This window comes from Natrinema sp. CGMCC1.2065, from assembly GCF_051225675.1.
Taxonomy (GTDB): Archaea; Halobacteriota; Halobacteria; order Halobacteriales; family Natrialbaceae; genus Natrinema; species Natrinema thermotolerans.
The window spans coordinates 41,537-63,551 of record NZ_JBPJSJ010000011.1; the positions used below are offsets into that span (position 1 = coordinate 41,537).

17 protein-coding genes are annotated in these 22,015 nt (G+C 67.4%); 7 read left to right on the plus strand and 10 right to left on the minus strand.

Features of this window, described 5'->3' with window-relative positions; all coding sequences use genetic code 11:
- Positions 1 to 69 precede the first annotated feature (69 nt).
- Positions 70 to 1,659, plus strand: a complete 1,590-nt coding sequence (locus ACSBP4_RS12460; protein ID WP_049966340.1) for an alkaline phosphatase family protein — start codon at positions 70 to 72, stop codon at positions 1,657 to 1,659.
- A gap of 147 nt (positions 1,660 to 1,806) precedes the next feature.
- On the opposite strand, the gene ACSBP4_RS12465 is transcribed toward ACSBP4_RS12460, so the two are convergent.
- The 3 genes from ACSBP4_RS12465 to ACSBP4_RS12475 form a co-directional block, all read right to left on the minus strand.
- Complete coding sequence (locus ACSBP4_RS12465) at positions 1,807 to 2,823, minus strand: GNAT family N-acetyltransferase (RefSeq protein WP_435552390.1); 1,017 nt, start codon at positions 2,821 to 2,823, stop codon at positions 1,807 to 1,809.
- Positions 2,824 to 2,937: 114 nt separating this feature from the next.
- Entirely contained in the window at positions 2,938 to 4,047 is a 1,110-nt protein-coding gene (locus ACSBP4_RS12470) for a glycosyltransferase (RefSeq protein WP_435552391.1), read from the minus strand.
- Positions 4,048 to 4,094: 47 nt separating this feature from the next.
- Complete coding sequence (locus ACSBP4_RS12475; RefSeq protein ID WP_435552392.1) at positions 4,095 to 5,456, minus strand: antibiotic ABC transporter permease; 1,362 nt, start codon at positions 5,454 to 5,456, stop codon at positions 4,095 to 4,097.
- Positions 5,457 to 5,626: 170 nt separating this feature from the next.
- Here ACSBP4_RS12475 and ACSBP4_RS12480 point away from each other — a divergent pair, with 170 nt between their 5' ends.
- Positions 5,627 to 6,745, plus strand: a complete 1,119-nt coding sequence (locus ACSBP4_RS12480; RefSeq protein WP_435552393.1) for a hypothetical protein — start codon at positions 5,627 to 5,629, stop codon at positions 6,743 to 6,745.
- Between the two features lie 18 nt (positions 6,746 to 6,763).
- Here ACSBP4_RS12480 and ACSBP4_RS12485 read toward each other — a convergent pair whose 3' ends face one another.
- The 5 genes from ACSBP4_RS12485 to wecB form a co-directional block, all read right to left on the minus strand.
- Positions 6,764 to 7,714 (minus strand): lysine exporter LysO family protein, encoded by a 951-nt coding sequence (locus ACSBP4_RS12485; protein WP_006650359.1) that lies wholly within the window; start codon positions 7,712 to 7,714, stop codon positions 6,764 to 6,766.
- A gap of 66 nt (positions 7,715 to 7,780) precedes the next feature.
- Positions 7,781 to 8,878, minus strand: a complete 1,098-nt coding sequence (gene fni / locus ACSBP4_RS12490) for a type 2 isopentenyl-diphosphate Delta-isomerase (RefSeq protein WP_006650360.1) — start codon at positions 8,876 to 8,878, stop codon at positions 7,781 to 7,783.
- 274 nt (positions 8,879 to 9,152) lie between these two features.
- The gene (locus ACSBP4_RS12495; RefSeq protein ID WP_435552394.1) at positions 9,153 to 10,484 is read right to left on the minus strand and encodes a hypothetical protein; all 1,332 of its coding nucleotides are present in this window, start codon (positions 10,482 to 10,484) and stop codon (positions 9,153 to 9,155) included.
- Positions 10,481 to 11,521 carry a polysaccharide deacetylase family protein gene (locus tag ACSBP4_RS12500; RefSeq protein WP_435552395.1) on the minus strand — a complete coding sequence of 347 codons (1,041 nt, stop codon included), beginning with the start codon at positions 11,519 to 11,521 and terminating at the stop codon, positions 10,481 to 10,483. Before ACSBP4_RS12500 ends, ACSBP4_RS12495 begins: the two co-directional genes overlap by 4 nt.
- Positions 11,514 to 12,578, minus strand: a complete 1,065-nt coding sequence (gene wecB / locus ACSBP4_RS12505; protein ID WP_435552397.1) for a non-hydrolyzing UDP-N-acetylglucosamine 2-epimerase — start codon at positions 12,576 to 12,578, stop codon at positions 11,514 to 11,516. Before wecB ends, ACSBP4_RS12500 begins: the two co-directional genes overlap by 8 nt.
- Positions 12,579 to 13,394: 816 nt before the next feature.
- Here wecB and ACSBP4_RS12510 point away from each other — a divergent pair.
- Positions 13,395 to 14,783 (plus strand): PAS domain-containing sensor histidine kinase, encoded by a 1,389-nt coding sequence (locus ACSBP4_RS12510; RefSeq protein ID WP_435552398.1) that lies wholly within the window; start codon positions 13,395 to 13,397, stop codon positions 14,781 to 14,783.
- A 45-nt stretch (positions 14,784 to 14,828) separates the two neighbouring features.
- On the opposite strand, the gene ACSBP4_RS12515 is transcribed toward ACSBP4_RS12510, so the two are convergent.
- On the minus strand, positions 14,829 to 16,421 hold the full coding sequence (locus ACSBP4_RS12515; RefSeq protein ID WP_435552399.1) for an alkaline phosphatase family protein: 1,593 nt from the start codon (positions 16,419 to 16,421) through the stop codon (positions 14,829 to 14,831).
- A gap of 268 nt (positions 16,422 to 16,689) precedes the next feature.
- On the opposite strand from ACSBP4_RS12515, the gene ACSBP4_RS12520 reads away from it, so the two are divergent.
- The 4 genes from ACSBP4_RS12520 to ACSBP4_RS12535 all read left to right on the plus strand — a co-directional run bounded on the left by ACSBP4_RS12520 (position 16,690) and on the right by ACSBP4_RS12535 (position 20,756).
- A complete protein-coding gene (locus ACSBP4_RS12520; protein WP_435552400.1) occupies positions 16,690 to 17,622 on the plus strand; it encodes a polysaccharide deacetylase family protein in 933 nt (310 codons plus the stop codon).
- 85 nt (positions 17,623 to 17,707) lie between these two features.
- Positions 17,708 to 18,850 (plus strand): Gfo/Idh/MocA family protein, encoded by a 1,143-nt coding sequence (locus tag ACSBP4_RS12525; RefSeq protein WP_435552401.1) that lies wholly within the window; start codon positions 17,708 to 17,710, stop codon positions 18,848 to 18,850.
- Positions 18,847 to 19,779, plus strand: a complete 933-nt coding sequence (locus tag ACSBP4_RS12530; protein WP_435552402.1) for a DUF362 domain-containing protein — start codon at positions 18,847 to 18,849, stop codon at positions 19,777 to 19,779. Before ACSBP4_RS12525 ends, ACSBP4_RS12530 begins: the two co-directional genes overlap by 4 nt.
- A 2-nt stretch (positions 19,780 to 19,781) precedes the next feature.
- Positions 19,782 to 20,756 carry an NAD-dependent epimerase/dehydratase family protein gene (locus tag ACSBP4_RS12535; RefSeq protein WP_435552403.1) on the plus strand — a complete coding sequence of 325 codons (975 nt, stop codon included), beginning with the start codon at positions 19,782 to 19,784 and terminating at the stop codon, positions 20,754 to 20,756.
- A 124-nt stretch (positions 20,757 to 20,880) separates the two neighbouring features.
- On the opposite strand, the gene ACSBP4_RS12540 is transcribed toward ACSBP4_RS12535, so the two are convergent.
- Complete coding sequence (locus tag ACSBP4_RS12540) at positions 20,881 to 21,861, minus strand: glycosyltransferase (protein WP_435552404.1); 981 nt, start codon at positions 21,859 to 21,861, stop codon at positions 20,881 to 20,883.
- Positions 21,862 to 22,015: the final 154 nt, after the last annotated feature.

Consider the following 22,015-nt stretch of genomic DNA (forward strand, 5'->3'; position numbering starts at 1 on the left):
GAGTCGCGCTCGTAATTCGATCCATAACAATTGGTGGGGCCGGGGTCAACGCGAACGAGACACTGGTTCATGACTACCGACTCGACCACTACCGACCGCGCGTTCGTTCTGGGTATCGACGGCGTGCCGTGGGACCTCATCTCGGACTGGATCGCGGCCGGCGAACTGCCGAACTTCGCGACGCTCGTCGAGGACGGCGTGGGTGCGCCCCTCGAGAGTACGGACCCGCCGACGACGCCGGCGGCGTGGCCCTCGATCGCGACCGGCGTCTGGCCGGACAAACACGGGATCTACGGCTTCAAACGGCTCGAGCGCGACTACACGCAGGAGATGAACACGAGCGCGAGTCTGGGGCGGCCGCCGCTGTGGGAGCTGCTGTCGCCGGCGGTCGTCGGCAACGTCCCGATGACCTATCCCGCGAGCGAGATCGACGGCACGATGGTCTCCGGCATGATCTCGCCGTCGATGAGCGACCGGTTCACGCATCCGTCCGGGTTCGTCGACGAGATCGATGACCGGATCCCGGAGTACCGGATCGCGCTGGACTGGAACGACTACACCGACGACGAGACGGCGTTCACGGACGACCTCGAATCGCTCGTGAGCGCGCGCCGGGAGCTGATGGACGAACTCATGGCGATCGACGACTGGCGGCTGTTCTTCTTCGTGTACACGGCCCCGGACCGGCTCCAGCATCTCATCTGGGAGGAGGACGTCATTCTCGACCACTACAAGCGGCTCGACGATATCGTCGGCGACGCCCTCGAGTACGCCGATCGGCGGGACGCCACCCTGTTCGTCGTCTCCGATCACGGGTTCGGGCCGATCTCGACGTTCGTCAACCTGAACACCGTGCTGGCGGAGGGCGGCTATCTCACGGAGCAGACCGACGGGACCACGCGGAACTCGCTCGCCCGGTTCGGGATCACGAAGTCCACGCTCCACGGAACCTTGGACCGCCTCGGGGTCGACGACAAGCGGCTCGTCAAGCACCTGCCGAAGCGCCTCGTCGACGGGATCGCGGAGCAGGTGCCGGGCGATCACAGCCTGTACGACGTCGACTTCACCGAAACCGTCGCGTTCGCACACGGCCCGAGCTACGTCTACATCAACGACACCGAGCGGTTCGCGGAGGGGATCGTCGCCCCGACCGACGTGCCGTCGATCAAGGCGGAACTGCGTGAGCGGTTCTCGAACGTGACCGATCCGGACACTGGCGAGCCGGCGCTGAGGGTCCGCGACGGGGACGAGGTGTTCCCGTCGGACGAGGCCGGGCCCGATCTGGTCGTCGTCGGGCGGGACGGCTACGAGGAGAAGACGAGACTCGCCGATACCGTGTTCGAACCCGCGGACGACAAAGCCGCCAACCACCGAAAGCAGGGCGTGTTCTTCGCACACGGTCCCGACATCGACCCGCACGCGTCCGCCGACGGACTGTCCGTCGTCGACGTCGCACCGACGGTCCTCCACAGCGTCGGCGAACCGATCCCCGACGACGTCGACGGCCGGGTCAGGACCGACGTCCTCTCGGCCGACGCGGAGCCGACCGTCCGCGAGGCCGTTCCGGACGCGACCGCCGGCTCGAGCGGGGCCGCAGACGCCGACGAGGACTTCGACGACGTGGAGGACAGGCTCCGTGGACTCGGGTACATGGAGTGAGACGGCCGGCGGTCGAACCGCGCTGCTGGCGCTCTTCTCGCTGCTGTCGTTTCTCGCTGAAACGAAGCCGCTTCCGTCTCGCTGCGGTGACCGCCCCACGCTGTTACGGCCGGTCGCGTTCGGCTCGCTGTCCGCCGGCTTTTCCCGTTACTTCAACGCGCTGGAAAACGTCTGGTACGCCGATTTGGCCAACGACATCTCGAGGCCCGACGACTCGACGACGTAGTACTGGCGCAGGTCGCTGTTGAACTTGGCCTTGTACTCACAGAGCCGCTCGGTGTTCGCACCGACGAGGTCGTAGCCAGTCACTGACTCAAGGGTCGGATCGGAACAAATGTCCTCGAGGATCGCTCGATGGAGGAGGCTGTTGACGCTGACGCCCTCGTAGGTGGCCGTCACGCCGCCCTGCCAGAAGTACGCGAGATCGGGCGAGTAGAGGGTCACGACGCCGCTTTGGTACTCGCCGTCGGGCGACCGGGCGACGTAGACCCGCCACAGCTCGTCGTCCAGGGACGTGAGGAGATCGCGAAGGAACGGGCGGGAGATCGGCGGCGGATCGTCGTGAGCGCGGTACTGCTCGACCACGTCCTCGTAGACCCGCAGGGCCGACTCGATTCCCTCCCGTTCGATCGAGAGATCCAGCTCGTCTTGCTTCCGCATCTCCCGGCGCAGGCTCTTGCTGAAGCCTTTCATGAGTCCCTCGATCGTCTCGCCCTCGCAGTCGAGGACGTAGGTGAACTTCGGCTCGAGCGAGAAGTCGTTCCACTCGTAGGGGCGGGGATCGACGTACTCGATCGGACACCGCATCCGGAAGAGCGTCGTCCGATCGCCGACGCCGACGGCGTCGATCACGCCCGCCGTCAGCTCCCGGTTGATCCGTTCGCGCTTGTGTCGCTTCGGGCTGGCCGGATCCAGGATCGGGCCCAGCCGCGGCACGCTGAACGAGACCGGCGGCGAGAGGACCGTCCGGCCGATCGAGCGGTCGCCGACGAACACCGGCAACAGGCCGACCGGCTGCTGGCCCTTGAACGCGCCGTACAGCTGTAGCTCCGCGTCGGTGTGGTCGTCGAGGACGCGCAATGCGTCCGGCTCGTGAAACACCTCGTAGCCCGTCGCCGGCAAGGCGTTGCCCCACTCCTCGAGGGTCAGCCGTTCGATATCCATGTAGGTCTCCCTGCGGTGAGTATTCGCTTTGTTATCGCGTCGCTACCGGCGGTAATCGAGGTCCTTCCGGTCGCCGGCAGCCGTTCGAGCGACGAGTCGCAACCGGCACCCGGCTCACCGCTCGAGGGTCGCCAGGATCCGCCGCCAGTCCTCGCTCGCCTGCTCGAGCGAGACGTCGTCCCGGACCGCCGTCGCGGCGGTTCCAAGCGAGCGCCGGAACGCCGGCTCGTCCAGACAGCGCTCCATCGCCGCGGCGACGGTCGCGGGCTCGCGATCGGCGACGACGATCCCGTTCTCGCCGTCGGTCACGACGTCCGGGATCGACCCCACCGGCGGGACGATCGCGGGCAGGCCGGTCGCCATCGCCTCGAGCATGACCAGCGGCAAGGCGTCCCGCTCGGAGGTCAGGACGAACGCCGCCGATCGGCGGTAGTACTCGAGCGGCTCGTCCACCCAGCCGGGGCAGTCGACCCGGTCCGACAGTCCGCGGGCGGCGAGTTCCTCGACGACGACCGACCGGAGGGGGCCGTCGCCGACCATGACCGCCCGGAACTCCCGGTCGGCGGCCTCGAGTTCGGCGACGGCGTCGACGAACCGCAGCGGATCCTTCTCGGCGCTGAACCGGCCGACCCAGACGAACTCGTAGTCGCTCTCGACCGCCCGCTCCGGCGGCCGGTAGGTGTCGACGTCGATCGCGTTCGTCAGGCGTTCGATCCGGTCGGGCGGGACGCCGAACCGGACGAGCCGCTCGGCGTGTGAAGAGCCGGGGACCGACACCGCGTCGAATCGCCTGAACAGCCACTGCGGGACGGCACCGTACCACTGCTCGGCGTGATGATCGAGATCGATCCCGATGATCCCGAGGTGGGCGGGGTAGCCGTAGATCGCTTTCAGCGCGAGTGCATAGCAGCCGTAGGGAACGAGCGAGATCGATGCGACCCCGTCGTAGTCGTTGCGATACCCCTCGTACAGCGCGAGGAAAAAGAGACAGAGGACGCGGACGATCCGCGGGCCGATATCGGGGACGCGGACGGTCCGTGCGGACTCGATGTCGCCGGTCGGATCGAGACAGACCATCGTCGTCTCCCCGGCGACGTCGGCGAGCGGTCCGTAGTGGCGCTCGTTTTTGTGTGACAGCCCCGTCACGACGAGGACCCGGCGGTCGTCGACCGCGTTCGCATCGCCGGACGTCTCGGATTCCGTCGCCGACCCGGATTTCGTCACGGGCGGTTCCCTCGAGCGCTCCGGACGGGTCGACGAGTCGGACCGACTCATCGGGCGCCGACCACCGATGGATCGGCCGCCCCCCGATGCTCTGGCACCCGATCGGGGTCGGCCCGGTTCGCGCTCGCAAGCAGGAACTCCGAGAGCGCGTAGGACATCCACCCCTGACACCAACGCATCAGCGTCACCCGCTTCGTGTGGTAGCGGTACTTCCGATAGTAGAAGCGCCCCTGTTCGGGCTGGAGGTTCGCCAGTACCCACCGGAGGATCCGTTCGGCGAACGCCAGTTCGCCCTCGCGGGTAAACACCAGAATCCCCTGCGTGCTGGCGTGAATGTCGCGAGGATAAGCGTTTTCCTCGTCGAAGTTGGGTGCGCCGTCCAGTTCGAACAACTCCGTTCGGTAGAACTCGAGGGCGGTCTCCAGCGCGTCGGCGTACCGGTCCGCGTCGACGACGTCGCGATAGCGTTGGAGACACTCGATGATGAAGCCGTTGTGGTGGCTGTCCATCGAGAGGTGGGAGGCAGAGGCCGGCAGCCGGTAGGGCCATCCGCCGCGGTCGGTCTGGTTGGCGACGACGTGATCGAGGATCTTCGTCGCCCGCTCGCGGTACTCCTCGTCGCCGAAGTAGTCGTAGAGTTCGACGAGCATCCGCGCGCCCAGCGCCGCGGAGTTGAGCGTGTAGGAGTCGTCCGGGTGGTTCATGTGGTAGTCGATCTTCGCGCCCTCCGGCACCTCCCGGTAGTTCAGGTCCTCGACGAGGAAGTCGCGTGCGGTCCGGGCAATCTCCGCGTATCGCTCGTCGATTCGGGCAGCGCGCAACAGCGCGGTCACCGCGTAGGCGGTCGAGACGATGTCGGGATCGCTCGGTTCGCCCTTCGTGTGGAGATGCTGGATCTCGTGTCGATGCCCCCCGCAAAACCCGCTGTACCCCTCACATCGTTCGGCGACGAGCCAGTCGGCGAGCCGTTCGGCCTCCGCGAGCGGGTCGAACCCCGGCTCGCTCGCCGGGTCCCACTCGGTTCCGAGGTCGTGATAGTTCAGATTCGCCATCGCGAACAGGCCGCCGCCCTTGAAGTTGCGCCGGAGTTCGACGCGAAACAGCGGCCTGACGTCGACCGGCGTCCGTTTGACGGTCTCCTGAACGGCGAGGTTGAGCCACCTGTTCTCGACCGGCAGCGCCTGCAGGAGTTCGCTGCTCATCCCGTCGCCGTAATCCGGCCCGACGTAGTCCCGCTCCCGGGCGTACGCGAGCGTCGACTCGAGGACGGGCCCGTATCGCTCGAGCGCTCGAGCGGCCGTCCCCGATCTGTTTTCCCCCGTCGAATCGCCCGCTGGGTCGGCGGACCGGGAGGAGACGGTACTCGAGAGTCGCCGGACGCCGATCCGCGGAATGTACTCGGACTGCATCTGTCTCCGCCCTCCCGCCGGCAGGCCATTATTATACGGCGGCTACCCTTTCGAGCGGCCGTGCCGGCGATCGATCGGTTCGGTGAACGCTCCCGGTGAAACTGGTATGAGCGAGATAACAATTGCAGTGACGGTCCCACGTACGGATATGGATCCGGGTGGTCCGTGACATGAGATACCTGTTCTTTACGAATACGCCAGCACACGTGCACCTGTACAAACACGCCGTCGCGACGTTGCGCGAGCGGGGCCACGACGTCCTCGTCCTCGCGCGGGACTACACCTGTACACTCGACCTGCTCGAGTGGTACGACCTGCCCTACGAGGTCTACGGCTACTGTGATACGTCGAAGGGGTCGCTGCTGAGCCGGCTGCCGGCCCATTACCTCCGGGCGATCCGGCGGGCCAGACGGTTCGATCCCGATCTCGTCTTCGGGATGGGGGGCTACGCGGCTCACACGGGGGCCCTGCTCCGGACGCCGACGGTATTGCTCATCGACTCCGAGCCGGCGTCGTTCGACCACACTGTCTCGACGCCGTTCGCACGGGCGATCCTCACGCCGAACACCTTCCGCAAGGACCTCGGGGAGGATCACTACGTGTTCCCGGGGCTCAAGGAGTGTGCGTACCTCCATCCCGAGGTCTACGAACCGAACCCCTCGGTCCGCGACCGACTCGGCGTCGGCGAGGCGGAGCCGTACGTCCTCCTCCGGCTCAACGCCTTCGGCTCCCAGCACGACGTCGGCAAGGACGGCATCTCGAGCGAGCAGTGTCGCCGCCTCGTCGAGCGACTGAGCGACGACGCGACGGTCCTCGTCTCCGACGAGGGGAACGACGTCGACCTTACGGGCCTGCCGGCACGGTCGTTCGATCTCCATCCCGCCCTGATGCACGACGCGCTCGCCGAGGCGACGCTGCTGGTCGCCGACACCCAGACGATGGTCACCGAGGCCGCCCTGCTCGGTACGCCGGCGGTCCGATCGAACTCCTTCGTCGGCGACGCCGACATGGGCAACTTCGTCGCGCTCGAGAACCGAGGGCTGATCCACAACGTCGCCCGTTTCGACGCCCTCTGCGATCGGGCAACGGCGGTCCTTCGCGACGAGGGCGTCGACGAGGCGTGGCAACGGCGTCGCCACGATTACCTGGCCGAGACGATCAACCTCACGGACCTGCTCGTCGACGTCGCGACGGCCCGCGGTCGCGTCGACGACATCGATACCGTCCGGCAGTTCGACCAGCCGGCGACCGACGATCCGAACGCACCCGTCGGCGTCGGCAGCGACTGAGCCTCGATGTAACGGCGTCTAGATCCCCAGAATGGCCGGGACGAGAACGGTCGCAGCGACCGACAGGACGAGCCCGTTGATGAGCGCTGGAATCACGAACCGCTCACCCGAAACACGCTGAATCAACGGGAGCGTGACGTCCATCGTCGTTGCGCCACCTGGTGCGATACTCGTTACCCCACCGAGATACTTGGCGACGGCTGGTAGCACCAGGAAGGTAACGATCTCCCGAAAGAGATTCGCGAGAAACGCGATCGTCCCCAGTTCAACCCCGCCGAGATCGAAGACGACGACACCCGCGTAACTGTACCATCCGAACCCTGCTGCGACCGCTGCGGCGTGGGTGACTGGCATGCCGATAACCGCCCCGAGCAACACGCCACCGAGAATACTCCCGACGGCCACGGCCACCGGAATCAGGAGGACACCCCAGCCAATCCGGACGATATGACTCACGGCCTCGGTATCGCCGCCAACAGTAATACCGACGCCGAACAGCAGCGCCAGGAGCGCGTAATCGGAGATCGAGACGATACGTGTGATGACGTGTTCCGGAAGCCCGACGGCCGAGAGTCCGAGCCCGACGGTAAGCGAGACGACGATGAGGCCCGTGACCTTCCAATCGAAGCCACCAGCGTCTAGTTCCGACGGTGTGTCCGGCCGAGTGACGGTCCCATCGGCCGAGGCGGATTCCGGATCGCCGATCGACGTGGCCGTGATGAGGAGGTAGACACAGCCGACACTTCCAATGATACTGCCCAGACACAACACGAGGGCGGAGCCGCCGATCGTATTCAAATCCTGTAGAATCTGCTCGTCACCGCCGAGTTGTGTCCCGATCGAAACGAGCAAGACGGCGAGACCGCTGAAGATAATGGCATCACCGATCTCCTGAATCCGGTGCAGAGCGGTGTAGTATCCGACCAGACTACCGACTACCAGTGCGAGCAGGAGCGTTCCGATACTCATGGTGCTTCCCGAGCCAATACGGCATACCGGGATTTCATCGATGGTCGTTGCATCGTTTGCTCGTGGTCACGAATACAATTGCTTCTCGCTACTGGTTCGTTGTTCGACGTATTCTCGCGTTTCGCCCTGTAACACGTATTCCGTTCGTTGAAGCGCGTCGATCGACCCCGAACCGGTCACGAACATCGCCGTCCGTAACTCGGCGATCAGGTCCTCGACGCGCTCGATAACGGCGTCCGGGCCGTTCGTGGCCGGTTTCAGGAACGGTTTCGCCAGCCCGCCGGCACGGGCACCTACCGCGATCGCTTTGGCCACGTCTAACCCCGTCCGTACACCGCCACTCGCGATCACGCAGTCGTGTTCGGCGACACACTCGAGCGTACTTGCAGCGGTCGGGATGCCCCAGTCACGGAACAGGGTCCCGATCCGTTGCTGGCGTGGTTCGTTCGCGGTAGCCGCACGGTAGGCTTCGATCCCGGACCACGTCGTACCGCCTTTGCCGGCGACATCGATCGCGTGTACACCTGCCGCTGACAGCTTTCGGGCAGTCTCCCCGGAAATCCCGTTGCCGGTCTCTTTGACGATGATCGGAACCGAGAGATCCGCGGCGACGCGTTCGATCGCAGCCAGACAGTCCCGCCCGTCGACGTCGCCTTCGGGTTGGACGGCTTCTTGGAGGAAGTTCAGGTGGACCGCGAGCGCGTCCGCCTCGATCATCGCCACTGCGCGCTCGACGGTTTCGATGTCGTACTCTCGAAGCTGTGCGGCACCGAGATTCCCGTAGATGAACGCGTCGGGTGCGACATCGCGGACGACGGTATACGACTCGAGGACGCCGTCGTCGTCGAGTTCGAGGCCAGCCCGCTGGCTTCCAAGCCCCATAGCGATGCCCGTCTCGCTGGCAGCACGGGCCAGTGCCCGATTGATGGCCGTGGTGTTGCGGTGCCCGCCAGTCATGCTCTCGATGAAGATCGGGGCCGACAACTCGTGTCCCAGAAATTCGATGGCGGGGTCGATCGCGTCGTAATCGAGTTCCGGCAGCGCGTCGTGGACGAGGTGTACGTCTTCGAAGCCCGTTCCCGTGGTTTCGACGTCTCGCTCCTGTACGATCCGGATATGATCGTCTTTTCTATCTTCAGTCTCCGACGAGCCCTGCTCCGTCATTAGTCGAACTTGCAAAAGGGATGGCAAAAGGGTACTGTTATTCTGATTCACCCTGACCCGGCTAACTCTGGAATGACGTGTCCCTTCCCGCGGTGTCCGCTGTATGCAGTACAACCTTCAGCTCGATTTCTGACTCGACGGACGGGTGGTACGCGGGACTCCATCGAGAGGAGAGTAGCCGCTGAACGTCATGCTCCCCTGATCGCGCGACGCCATCGCGATCAGTGCGTACACCGTCTTGGAAACCGGTCTTCCGCGGCCGCGGATGCCGCCGCTATCGGTCGCGTAGTCTGGTCGTCGCCAGCCAGCCAAGGCCGATGACTGCCCCCGCGGCGAGGCCCGCCCCGAGTCCGAGCAGGCCGAGCGAATCCGACCCACTGCCGGGTGCCGGCGCGACCGCGACGGCCGAAAGCGCGGTTACGTCCGCCTCGAGCCGGTACGCACCGTCGGACTCCGCGAGGACCGTGGTGTCGGCCTCAGTCCACCCGTCAGCGGTCTGCTCGTAGAGGACGACTTCTTCGGGCTCGAGGCCCAACTCCTCGAGTCGGTCCTTCTGGACGGTAACGGCAACCGTCCCGGAAGCGTCGGCGGCGCCCGACTCGTTCGTGATGGTTAGATACGACAGCGCCTCGACGCCGTCGGGGCCGCTCCCGGAGAGTTCGGAGAACCGGCTCTCGAAGCCGATCGACGCCTCGCCCTCGAGGCCGGTCAGCTCGACGCCGTCGAACCGGACGCCGTCGTCGGTCCCGCGGGTCGGCTGCAGGAAGACGCGATCCTCGGGCGCGGCGTCGGTCACCCTCGCGGTGATTCCGCCGTCGGTTCGCTCGTACGTGACCGACGGATCGTCGCAGGTGCCGGTCCGGATCGTCACCGGCTCCTCGAGGGAGGGCAGTTCCGTCCGCCGGTTGCCGTCGCCGGCCGCGCCGGAGAGGACGTCCCACTGTTCGATCTCGCCGTCGCCGTCGAAGTCGGGGTCATACAGTTCGCTGCGCCGGTCGGCGAACGCCGAGTCCTCGTTGAAGCCCGGCCGGATAGTCACGGCGAACTGGCCGTCGAGCCCGCCCCGGATCGCGCCGCCGTCGGTCCGCCCCTCCTGAAAGATCCAGGATGCGGACGTCCAGCCGTCGCCGCGGTCGAACTCGTCCATCCGCGTTTCGGCCGTGTAGTTGTCGTCCTGGACGACCCACTCGCTCTCGGCGGGCAGGCCGGCGATCTCGTAGGTGACCAGTCCACCGGGCGTCTCGCTATCGAGGCGGCCGTGGACGGTCACGAGACTCAGCCCCTCGGGGCCCTCGTGGAGGAACAGGGCGGACGTGTTGTCCCGCTGGAGGTGGGTCGTCCCGTAGGAGCTGTAGAAGCGGTCAGTTCCTTCCGGATGGGTCTCGTGGCTGCGATACTCGTAGAACGATTCGACCGATTCGCCCGAGGACAGCGGCTCGATCGGCTGACAGAACGAGCCCTGTTCGACGACGTAGCCGTCGGCCTGCTGCGTGTCCGCCTGTGCGATCGGCGAGCCGGACTGGCCGGCGACGCCGCCGATGCTGCCGACGAGCAGTAGCACGGTGACGACGACCGCTGCCGCGCCCGTGGGGAGTCGTAAACTCATGATTTTACCTGTGTGAATCGAAATTCGGCGGGGTCGGTTTCGGCGCGATGCGATCCGTCGGAGTCGCCCTCGAGTGCCGCCTGTAGCGCCCGCGGTGGGCCGATCCAGGCCCCCAACTCCCGCGCTCGCTCGATCAGCCAGCGATACAGCGTCCGGTAGCCGGGAAACTCCCGTTCGCTGAAATAGCGTGGATGCCAGAGAACGGTCATGACAGCCCCGTTTTCCGCCGCCTCCGTCAACAGCCGCTCGCAGGTTTGACGGGCCCCACAGGGCTGGCTGTCGGGATCCGGAAGCGCCTGCTCCATGATCGTCAACGGAAAGACGAGGAAGCCGTCACCGAACGGCCGGATCGGGTCGTAGCCCGCGTGAAACCCACACTCGGTACTCGAGCCGAGGCTCGCGTCGTACTCGAGGCCGATCGCTCGGTGGTAGCGCCACGTCTCGGGGACCGACAGCCGCAGGTAGTGTTGGCGACCGCCGGCGACGGGGCCGTCGAGGACGTCCTCGAGGGTCGCTTTCTCCTCGCGCAGCCGCTTGGGCTCGTCCGCGGAGTGATAGGAGCCATGGAGGCCGACCTCCCAGCCGCCCGAATCGAGGTCACGGATGACGCCGGCGATCCCGTCGCCGGTCACGTCGTAGCGGCCGAGGTGCTGGACCCAGTTGGCCGGCGAGAGCCACTCCCGGGCCGGCCGGTCGGCCAGCAGGTGCTGTTCGTTCAGGAAGTAAAACGCCGAGCGTACCCCTAACTGGTCCTCGAGGGCCATGATCTCCTCGAACTGCCAGTAGGGGTTGTCCCCGGAGACGGCGGTCCGGAGGTGATGTGTCGGTCGCTCCTGGAGGGCATAGTACAGCGACCGGATCCCCTTGAACGGCCGGTCGACGTCGTGGGTCAGACAGAGGGCGAACGAGGCGTCGCCGGGAGGATCGACCCGCGCCCGCGGGAGGTCAGCTACCCGGTCGAACGTCGCGTCCGACGAGGGGTCGTCGTCGGTCGCTACCTCCGTCTCGGCTTGCCCTCGAGTGGGTGTCTCAGCCATTGTCGACGTGTCGCTCGAGCGTCGTGACGATTCGCGCCGCTGCGTTGCCGTTCCCGTAGAGGTCGGGCTTGGCGGGCGGGTTCTCGGCGGCCCGGACGGCGTCGACGATCCGGTCGGCGTTCGCCCCGACGAGGTCGTTCCAGCCGGCGTCGACCGTCGCCGTCCACTCCGTCCGATCCCGGAGGGTGACACACGGCGTGTCCAGGTAGAACGCCTCCTTCTGGACGCCGCCCGAGTCGGTCGCGACGCAGGTCGCGCCTTCGACCAGCCCGATGAACCGGGCGTAGCCGACGGGATCGACGACGCGAACGGCCGCGGTCAGTCGCTCCCAGATGCCGTAGTCGTGGAGCGCGTCGACGGTCCGCGGGTGTGCCGGGAACACGACCGGTCGCTCGAGTCGCGTCAACCCGTCGACGATCGCCTCGAGACGATCGGGGTCATCGGTGTTTTTCGCCCGGTGGACCGTCGCGAGGACGTACTCGTCGGGAACCGACGGCTCGTCGCCGCCCAGCGTCTCGAGGCGATCGCGGATCGCCAGCAGCGTGTCGTACATCACATCCCCCGGTACGGAGACGCCCTCGGTGATTCCCTCCCGCTCGAGGGTTCGCTTTGCGTCCGGGCCGGGCGCGAACAGGAGGTCGGCGGCGTGGTCGGTCAGTCGGCGGTTGACCTCCTCGGGCATCGACCGGTCATGTGAGCGCAGGCCGGCCTCGACGTGTGCGAGCGTCGCCGACGACTTGGCGGCCACGAGTGCGCCCGCCAGCGTCGAGTTCGTGTCCCCGTAGACGAGGACGACGTCGGGTGATTCGTCTTCGACGACCCCCTCGAGTGCCGTCATCATCTCCGCGGTCTGCGTCGCGTGGGGGGCCGACCCGACGCCGAGGTGGTACGCCGGCTCGGGGAGGGCGAGTTCGTCGAAAAACACCGCGGAGAGTTCGGGATCGTAGTGCTGGCCGGTGTGGACGAGGCGTTCGTCGTGGGCGTCCCGAAGCCGTCGCGAGACGGCCGCAGCCTTGACGAACTGCGGTCTGGCACCGACGACCGACACCACCTTCATTCGCCGTTCACCTCCGCGGTCCGCTCGCGGCCGGCGGACGGGCGATCGTCGGCTCGCGGGCGCGTCTCGAGTCCGTCAGCGGGCCGTCGGCGGGTCCCGACGGGGAGCGGGCCGCTCCGAGTCTGACCTCTATTCATTGTCTGTTTGACCGATTACGTCTCAGCACAGACACGGTGTTAGTAAATAGTCGCATACCGGAGAGTCCCGATCGACGACGGGTCGCGGCCGACGGAACCGAAACCGGCCGATCAGGAGCTGAAACCCCGATGTCGGCCCGTCACGGCTGTCGGAATACGGGCTCGAGGGAGGCGGACACGCGCCGACCGAACCGACGTTCCGACCCGCTCGAGGCGTCTCGCGGGACAGTCGTCTCGGTATCGGCCGGCTCCGATCCGTCGGCCCGGCGGGCGATCGATGCGAGTCGATCGGATCCGATGAGCGTTAGCGCGCCGACCACCGCGGTTGCGATCGCGATCAGTAGCTTCTGCCGTCTCATCGTCTCACTCGAGACACACGCGTTCGACCCGCCGACTGCGCTGACGACGATGCCGACTACGGGTGCGTGCCTACGAACGGTCACCGGTGCCGACACTAGTAATTATATATGTGTTTCTCCGCGGACGGGGCTCCTTGTCGCCCCGTAGTACTCACCTACCGACGATAGGATCCTGCTACCGCTCGCGTCTCGATGTCGACTGCCCCATCGACGACGAACTCGTTCGGTCTGCCCGGTCGTCCGGCCCCGATAGTGTCGTCGTGACAACAGCACCCATACCCTTTTCGGGTTCTAACACTAACGCATACCAGAACAGTCGTATGGAGATGGGTGATCTCTCGTCCGTGTTGCTCGAGCATGCTCGGGAAAAGCTCGTAGTCGTCGACGCGGCTGGCACGTACGTCTACGTCAACGAAGCCAGTACCGAGATCGTCGGCTACGAGCCGAGTCAACTCGTCGGTGACCGTGCCATCGAGTATGTTCATCCCGACGACAGAACGGCCGTTCTCGAGCAGTTCGAGGCCGTGATCGAAGCGACGGGGTCGTCGGCGACGGTTCGCTACCGACACGCGGCCGCGGACGGCGGGTGGGTGTGGCTCGAGAGTCGGTTCACGAACCCCCCAGACGAGGGCATCGAGGGCTGTGTCGTGAGTTCGCGCGACATCTCCGAGCAGGTGGCTGCGGAGCAGGAACGCCGCGACGCGGAGAGCCGCTTGCGGACGATCGCCGGTACGGTCGGCGACGTTCTCTGGATGTTCGACGGGGACTGGGAAGAGGTCCTGTTCGTCAACCCCGCGTACGAGGCCGTCTTCGGCCAGCCAGTGTCGACCCTCGAGGCCGACCCACAGGCGTTTCTCGACGTCGTCCACCCCGACGACACTCCCTGTGTCAGGGAGGCGATGAAACGGGCAGCGAGCGGCGAATCGGTCGATATCGAGTACCGGGTCAACCCCGCGGCCGACTACGGCCGCTGGGTCTGGGTCCGCTCGGAACCGATCCTCGAGGACGGCGACGTCGACCGGATCGTCGGCTTCTCCCGGGACATCACCGACCGACGACGGCGCGAACGTCAACTCGCGGTCATGGACAACCTCCTGCGACATAACCTCCGCAACGACATGTCCGTCATCCTCGGCAACGCCGAGTGCATCGCCAGCGAGGCATCGGAACCTTCCCGCGGGCGCGCGGAGATCATCCGAACGCAGGGACAGGAACTCTTAGAGAGCGCGGACAAACAGCGCGAGATCATCGAGTTGCTGACCGAGCGGTCGGTCCCGGAACCCATCGACCTCGTCCCGGTCGTCACCGACGCGGTCGACCGGATCCACGACTCGTATCCCGACGCGACGATCGAGACGAACCTGCCGGACGCGGCGACCGCCCGCGCTCTACACGAGGTCGAACTGGCAGTGATGGAACTGCTCGAGAACGCCGTTCGCCACGGCTCCGACGGGTCGACGGAGCTGTCGGTGACCGTCCGTACCCGGTCGGACGGGGTCGATATCGTGATCCGCGACGACTGCCCGCCGATTCCGGAGGTGGAGTTTCGCGTCCTGACCGGCGACTGGAAGATGGACGACGTCTATCACACCTCGGGGCTGGGGCTGTGGCTCGTTCACTGGGTCGTCGACCTCTCGGACGGCCACATCGCCTTCGAACGCGCCGAGGGGGGAAACACGGTCACCGTGTCGCTGCCGCGGGACTCATAACGGCCGACCGTCACCCCGAGTCGTGCCTGCGGTTCGCGACCGGAATCACTCCATGTAACCCAATCCTTTCAGCCGGTCTTCGACGTCGTCGAAGTCCTCGTCGACGTCGTCACCAGTATCGATCTCGGTGACCGCCGTCCGTTCGACACGGCTCGTCGCCGGCGTACTCGTCTCCGCGAAGGCGTCGAACAGGACCCGCCCGTCCGCGTTCTTCGGGACCGGCTCACCGATCCCGTGTAGCAGGGTCGGCGCGATGTCGACGACGCGAGCCCCGCGCAGGGTCGCGCCGGGGTCGATCGACGGCCCCCGACAGAGGACGATCCCCTCGCTGCGGTGACTCGCGTCGTAGGTCCCGGTGTCGCCCCGCACCTCGTCGGCCATCCCGCTGCGGGACTCGTAGACGCCCCGCCCGCCGACCACCAGGTCCGGCGAGTCGTCGTCGGTCGGGAACAGTTCGTCCCCGTCGCGGACCTCGAGCAGCGGCTCACCCGCCTCGTCGGTCACCGACTCGAGGGCGGCCCTGACGTCGGCTTTCACCTCGGGAACCTCCGCCGGCGAGACGGCGCCGCCGTCGAAGCGATCGGTGTCGTTGATATAACAGTTGCCGGTGTCGTGGACGAACGCGACGGTCCGATCGAAGTCGACGTCGTAGAGGGCGTGATCGCCGGGGATCTGCTCGGCGACGGAGTCGACCAGCCGCCGGGGCAGCGACTGGACCAGCGTCTCCTCGGTGATCCCGACGCGGCTGAGCGCCCCCGTGATGGTGTCCCGCGAGATACCGAGACTGGCGAGCGCACCGCGGGTCCCGTCGTCCTCGCGCCTGGCCAGATACCCCTCCTGCTCGAGGATCCGGTTGGCGTAGACGAGTTCCTCGATCGGGCCGAAGCCGTGGTCGGAGACGACGTAGAGATCGGCGTCGTGATCGTCGGTGTAGGCCATCATTTCCCCGAGAATTTCGTCTAACTGCTTGTAGTGTGCCAGCAGCCGATCCATCTCCCAGACGAGATGCTGGAAGCGGTCCGGTGCGGTAAAGACGAAGAAAAACAGCTGCCAGTCGTCGCCGGCCCGTTCGAGTTGTAACTCGAGGAGTTCGCGCCGATTTGTGAGCATCTCCTCGACGGCAACCTCGAACTCGTCGGGGCGGTTGGCGTACTCGGGGTAATCGAGGCTGATCTCGTAATCGGGGATCCGCGACTCGATCTCCGCGCTCAGTTCGGGCGGGTGTGTGAACTCTCGGTCCGTCGCGGGCGTCATCATCCCGGTCACCATCGAGCCGTCGATCTCGCGGGCCGGATACGTCATCGGGACGTTGCCGACGTGGGCCGGGCCGAGCTGGTCCCACAGGGCCGGCTGTGCCAGGTCCCGGCTCGTGTACATCTCGTGGCTGTACTCCGACGAGAGGTTCTGAAAACCGTATATCCCGTGTTTGTCCGGCCAGACGCCGGTCGCGATCGACGGCCACGCAAGCGGCGTCGTCGGCGGCTGGGTACTCTCGAGTGGGCCGGCGGCGCCCTCCTCGCGCATCCGGGCGAAGTTCGGGAGTTCGCCCTCGTCGCTCCATCGCTCGATGAGTCGCCACGGGACGCCGTCGAGTCCGAGTACGAACGCTCGCTCGGAAGGGGGTATAGATCCGCTCATGATTGGGTTTTGAAGTGTCTGCGACGCCTGCTATCCCGGGAATCGCTCGATGAGCGTTTTGTTATAGAGCGTGTTCAGGCAGTGTCGCGTCGACCCGGTCCCTGTTCGGTTCGGTTAACCCGGTGGCGACCGCGGCTCGTCTCGCCGTTGCGGGCTCGTCGACGGGCAACGACGCCGGTCCCGATTCCGTCGCCGGCAAGAGATCCATAACAAAGTCATCCCGTCGGAACCGTCCAGATATGAAACGCGTCCAACCGTGGTGGGATCCGTGGGCAGCGTCGTAATCTCGCTCGATGCGGAACTCGGCTGGGGGTTTCACGATCTCGTGACGCCGCCGGCCGAACGGGTCGAGGCCGGCCGTCGCGGCTGGTCGGTCATGCTCGAGTTACTCGAGGAGTTCGAAGTGCCGGCGACCTGGGCCGTCGTCGGCCATCTCATGCTGGATAGCTGTGACGGGATCCACGACGACCATCCGGCCCCGGAGGGGTGGTTCGCCCGCGAACGGGGCGAGTGGGCCGACCGCGAGGACCTGCGATACGGCCCTGACCTCGTTGCCGACGTCCTTGCGGCCGACGCCGATCACGAGTTCGCCAGCCACACCTTTTCGCACGTGTTGTTCGGTCGCCCCGAAACCGACCGGGAACTCGCGGTGGCCGAACTCGAGCGCAGTCGCGAGATCGCGGCCGACTGGAACCTATCGATCGACACCCTGGTCTATCCCCGCAACGACGTCGGCCACCGCGACGTCCTGGCCGAGCAGGGGATTACGGCCTATCGCGGGCGGTCCCCGACCCGGGACGGCGTTCGCGGCCTGTTCGACTCGACGGTCCGGGATCGATCGATGCTCGTGGAACCGGTCGTCGACGAGTACGGGCTGGTCAACGTTCCGGCCTCGCTGTTCCTGTTCGGGTTCGAAGGGGCTGCCCGTACCGTCGCCGAATCGATCTGGGCGGACCCGATGGTCGAACTGGCTCGCCGCGGTATCGACGAGGCCGCCCGCACCGACGGGCTCTTTCACATGTGGCTGCACCCGAACAACCTGACCGACGAGCGCGACGACCGACGCATGCGGGCGATCCTGTCGTATCTCGACCGCCAACGGGCCGCGACGGACCTCCGGGTCGAGACGATGGCCGACGTCGCCGATCGGGTCGCGCCCGAGTCGGGGTTTAGCGAACGGGCAACGGCGAGCTGGCAGTGAGCGGCTGAAAGGGAGCGCTACACGAAAGCTCGACGAAACGTACGACGGCGATAACAAAGCCCGCTGGCGGCCCCGTTTCGGGCAGATGACTCCACCGCTTCTGAATCGCTGGACGGACTCGAGTACGCTCTCGCTCGGTATCCTCGGCGTCGGCAACATCGGCATGGTACACCTGAAATCGGCGGCGGCGATGCCATCGGTCGAGGTCGTCGCGGCCGCCGACGCCGTCCCGGGGAACCGCGAGCGGGCGGAACGGGCCGGCGTCCCGCGGACCTACGACGATTATACGACGCTGCTCTCGGCCGAGGACGTCGACGCGGCGGTCGTCGCCCTCCCGCCCTTTCTCCACGCCGACGCCGTCGAGCGGGCCGCCGAGGCCGGCGTCGACGTCTTCGTCGAGAAGCCGCTGGCCCGCTCGACCGACGAAGCGGACCGGCTCCTCGAGACGGCACGCGAGGCCGACGTCGCCGTCGGCGTCGACCACACGCTGCGCTACCAGCCGGACATGCAGGGGGTCAAAGCGGCCTACGACGAGGGCAGCGTCGGTCACGTCCCCTACGCCTCGATCACCCGGCTCAACGACGGCCCGCTCGGCCGGCCGCCCGCCGAGGACGCCCCCGCGTCCTGGCCGCTCGACGCCGACGCGGCCGGCGGCGGCTCGCTGTTCGAACTCGGCGTCCACTGTTTCGACGTCCTCGAGTGGCTGTTCGGCGACCTCGAGGTGCGGGACGCGTCGGTGGGACGAAGCCTCGAGACCGACGTCGAGGACGCGGCAACGGTCCTCATGGCCGCCCCCGAGACGGAGACGACGATCACGCTCCACTGTGGCTCCTACCAGTGGGAGCAACTCCCCGAGGTCAACACCCGGCTGCGCCTCGAGGGCGTGACGGGGACGATCAGCAACGCCGACTACCTGCCGGCGAACTTCTACGCCGACGCGGCCAAGTCGGCGCTCTCGAACGTCGCGAGCCGATTCACGAGCGACGAACCCGACGTCTTCGGGCCGACGTTCTACCTGCAGGCCCACTACGACGCGCTGGCGGACTTCTGTGACGCGATCCGCGAGGGCGAGCGCCCGCCCGTCGACGGCGAGGCCGGCAGACGGACGCTCGCGCTGGCCGAACGGGCCTACGAACTCGCGGCCGCCGAAGCGGGCGAGACGGACGGTGAAGCGAACGAGACGGACGCAGGCGCGGACGACCGCGGGACTCCGGAGGTGACGCGATGAAAAACGAGACGGTCCGTGCGGCCCGAATCGACGACGCCGATCGCCGCGGCGGCTGGGATCCCGACGTCGACGCCCGGCTGGCCGCCCTCGAGTCGCCCGTCCGGGACGTCCTCGGCCCCGCGCTCGAGGACCTGGGCGACGCCGACCGGATCACGATCGTCCCCGACGCCCACTATCCGTTTCATCCCTCGTCGGGGACGGTGACCGACCCCGCCGTCGTCGGCGCGATCGTCGCCCGCCTCGAGGAGCGAACCGACGCCGAGATCGCCGTCGCGGGCGCGACCGACGACCGGATCGACTTCGATCGGACCGCGGCGTATCTGGGGTATCCGGCCCTGCTCGAGCGGTTCGATGCCGATCTCGTCGACCTGGCCGCTGAGTCCCGAACCGGCGGCCTCAGCGGGGTCGAGGACGAACCGGTCGCGCTCTCGATCCCGGCCCGACTCGCCGAGGACGCGGTCGTCGTCGTCCCGTCGCTGCGGCCAACCGCCGATGGGCCGGTCGCGGGCGCGATGCGGACCCTCGCCGCGCTGGTCGACTGCGACGCGGGTGCGGACCGGGCACCGGTTGCGGTCACCCGGTCGGTCGAACCGACTCTCGCCGTCCTCGACGCGACGGTCGCCTACGGCGGCGATCCGATCGCCGCGGACGCGCTGTTCGCCGGCTCGGCTCCCGCCGTCGATGCCGTCGCTACCTCCTTGCTCGGCCGCTCGCTCGAGGCCGATCCGGTGCTTTCGGCCACCCGTCGCACCGACGACCCGGTCACCGTCGACGGGGCGGGCGTCGACGTCGATCGCCTACGAGGTCGGATCAGCGACGGTGCCCTCCCGCCGTCCGACGACCCCCACCCGGCCGTCACGACCGCGTACCGACTCTACGCGGCAGTAGCCGGCGACGCCGTCCCGCCACAGCTCGAGGGGGGTCGATAACCGTGTCCGCCGACGCCCCCACTGCGGCAGTCACCGGCGCGACGGGATTTCTCGGCTCGCACCTCTGCGAGCGGCTGCTGGCGGATGGCTGGACCGTTCGTGGCCTCTGCCGGCCGACGTCGGAGCGGGGCGACCTCGCAGGCATCGACTGGCACGTCGGCGATCTCGCCAACGGGGAGACGCTGCGCGAACTCGTCGACGGCGCGGACGTGGTCTTTCACCTCGCGGGGATCGGACTCTGGAGCGCCGGCCCGGCGACGATCTGGGCGGTCAACCGCGACGGCACCGAGCGGCTCCTCGCGGCCTGTCGCGACGGTGACGTGGGTCGCGTCGTGTTCACCAGCACGGCCGGCACTCGCCGCCCGCAGGGCGACGACGAGTTCGCCGACGAGACCGACGTGGCCGAGCCGGTCGGGGCCTACCAGGCCTCGAAGGCCGCCGCGGAGGAACTGGTCGACGACTACGCCGCCGACGGCGGCGACGCCGTCACCGTCCACCCCACCTCGATCTTCGGCCCCGGCGACGGGGAGTTCACCGCACAACTGCTCGCGATGGGCGTCGAGCCGACCATGCCGGCTCACCTCCCCGGCGGGCTCAGCATCGTCGGCGTCGCCGACGTCGTCGACGGGCTGCTGGCGGCCGCGGAGCGCGGCGCGAGCGGCGACCACTACATCCTCGGCGGCGAGAACCTCACCTACGACCGCGCCGTTTCCCGGATCGCCGACGCCGTCGACGGCTCCCCCGCGCGGATCCGCGTCCCCGCGACCGCGATCCGCGCCGCCGGCCCCGTCGCCGAGGTCGTCGACGCCGTCGCCGATCGCCGGGTGTTCCCCTTCGATCGCGACATGGCCGAGATGGCGACCCAGCGGCTGTTCTACACGTCGCGCAAGGCCAGCGAGGAACTGGGCTACGAGTACCGCCCGCTCGAGGCTCACGTCCCCGAGGCGATGGAGTGGTACCGGGCGGAAGTGCAGTAGTCGTCGGAGCGATCGCGGGCCCACTGAGAAGGGGCGGCTCTCTCCCGGTTTCGATTTCTCGAAGCGCCGTTCGAACAGTTGAACCCGCAACGATCGCTCGAAGAAAGACGCGGAGCCGTCGCGGTCACTCGAGCCGGTCTGCCGCGACGCGTCGCCGCTCGCGTTCGGCCTCGGTTTCGGTCACCGTGCCCGCGACCCGCTCGTAGACCTCGAGCAGTCGGTCCGCGGTTCGATCGATGCTGACCTCGCGGGCGGCCGCGCGGCCGTTCGATCGCTCGTCGCGCTCGAGGACCGCGAGCAGTCCCTCGACGAGTTCCTCGTCGGTCGTCGCGACGACGGCGGGATCGACGCCGGCCAGCCGTTCGCGAACGTCGCCGACGTCCGTGGCGACGACGGGGAGGTTGCAGGCCAGCGCCTCCTTGACGGAGTTGGGCGAGCCCTCGCTGGCGGAGGTCAACAGGAGCGCGTCGGCGGCGTTCATGTAGTCGGCGACGGCATCGTGATCGACGCCGTGGACGGTCCGGAGCCGCACCGGTTCCTCGCGGAGGTTGTCGACCACCGACACGATCCGCTCGGCCCGCGGGTGGTTCTTGACCCCGCGAGCGGGCGGGTACGGAAAGAGAACGTCCTGTCCCTCGTCGTCCCACCCCACCCGTTCTTTCGCCCGCGCCCGCGGCTCGGGCCGGAACCGCTCGAGGTCGACCCCGTCGGGGATCACCGTACACTCCCGCCCGAGCGCCTCGCGCATGCGCTCGGACATGACGACGACCGCGTCACAGAACGGCGCGGCCGCCTTGCTGATGGGGGCGACGGGGCCATGGACGTCCGATCCCCACAGCGAGAGGACGATGGGCGTGCGAAGCCCCGCGAGCGCCAGCGGTGCCGTCAGCCCGTAGTGGGCGTGGATCAGGTCGTAGCCGGTCGCCGCCTCCCGGACGACCCGCGGGACGGTCCGGACGTAGTCGACGGGCCGCCGATCGGTGTCGGCGGCGACCTCCCCGGCCACCGACAGCGTCGTGAAGGAGACGCCGCGCTCCTCGAGTGCGGCCTGTTGCTGGGTCATGAACGGGGCGTCGGCGTACGTCGTGAGCGTGAGGACCTCCATCTCGACTGCGGGGGACGACGGTCCGGTGTCGCTTTGTTATCCGGGGCGCTCGAGCGCGTTTTCCTTCACGTACAGCGGGACGTGACGATCGCCTCCCGACCGTTCGTCTCACGCCCGTCTGTAGTAATGCGATTACAAAGCCTCGAGGGCGGCT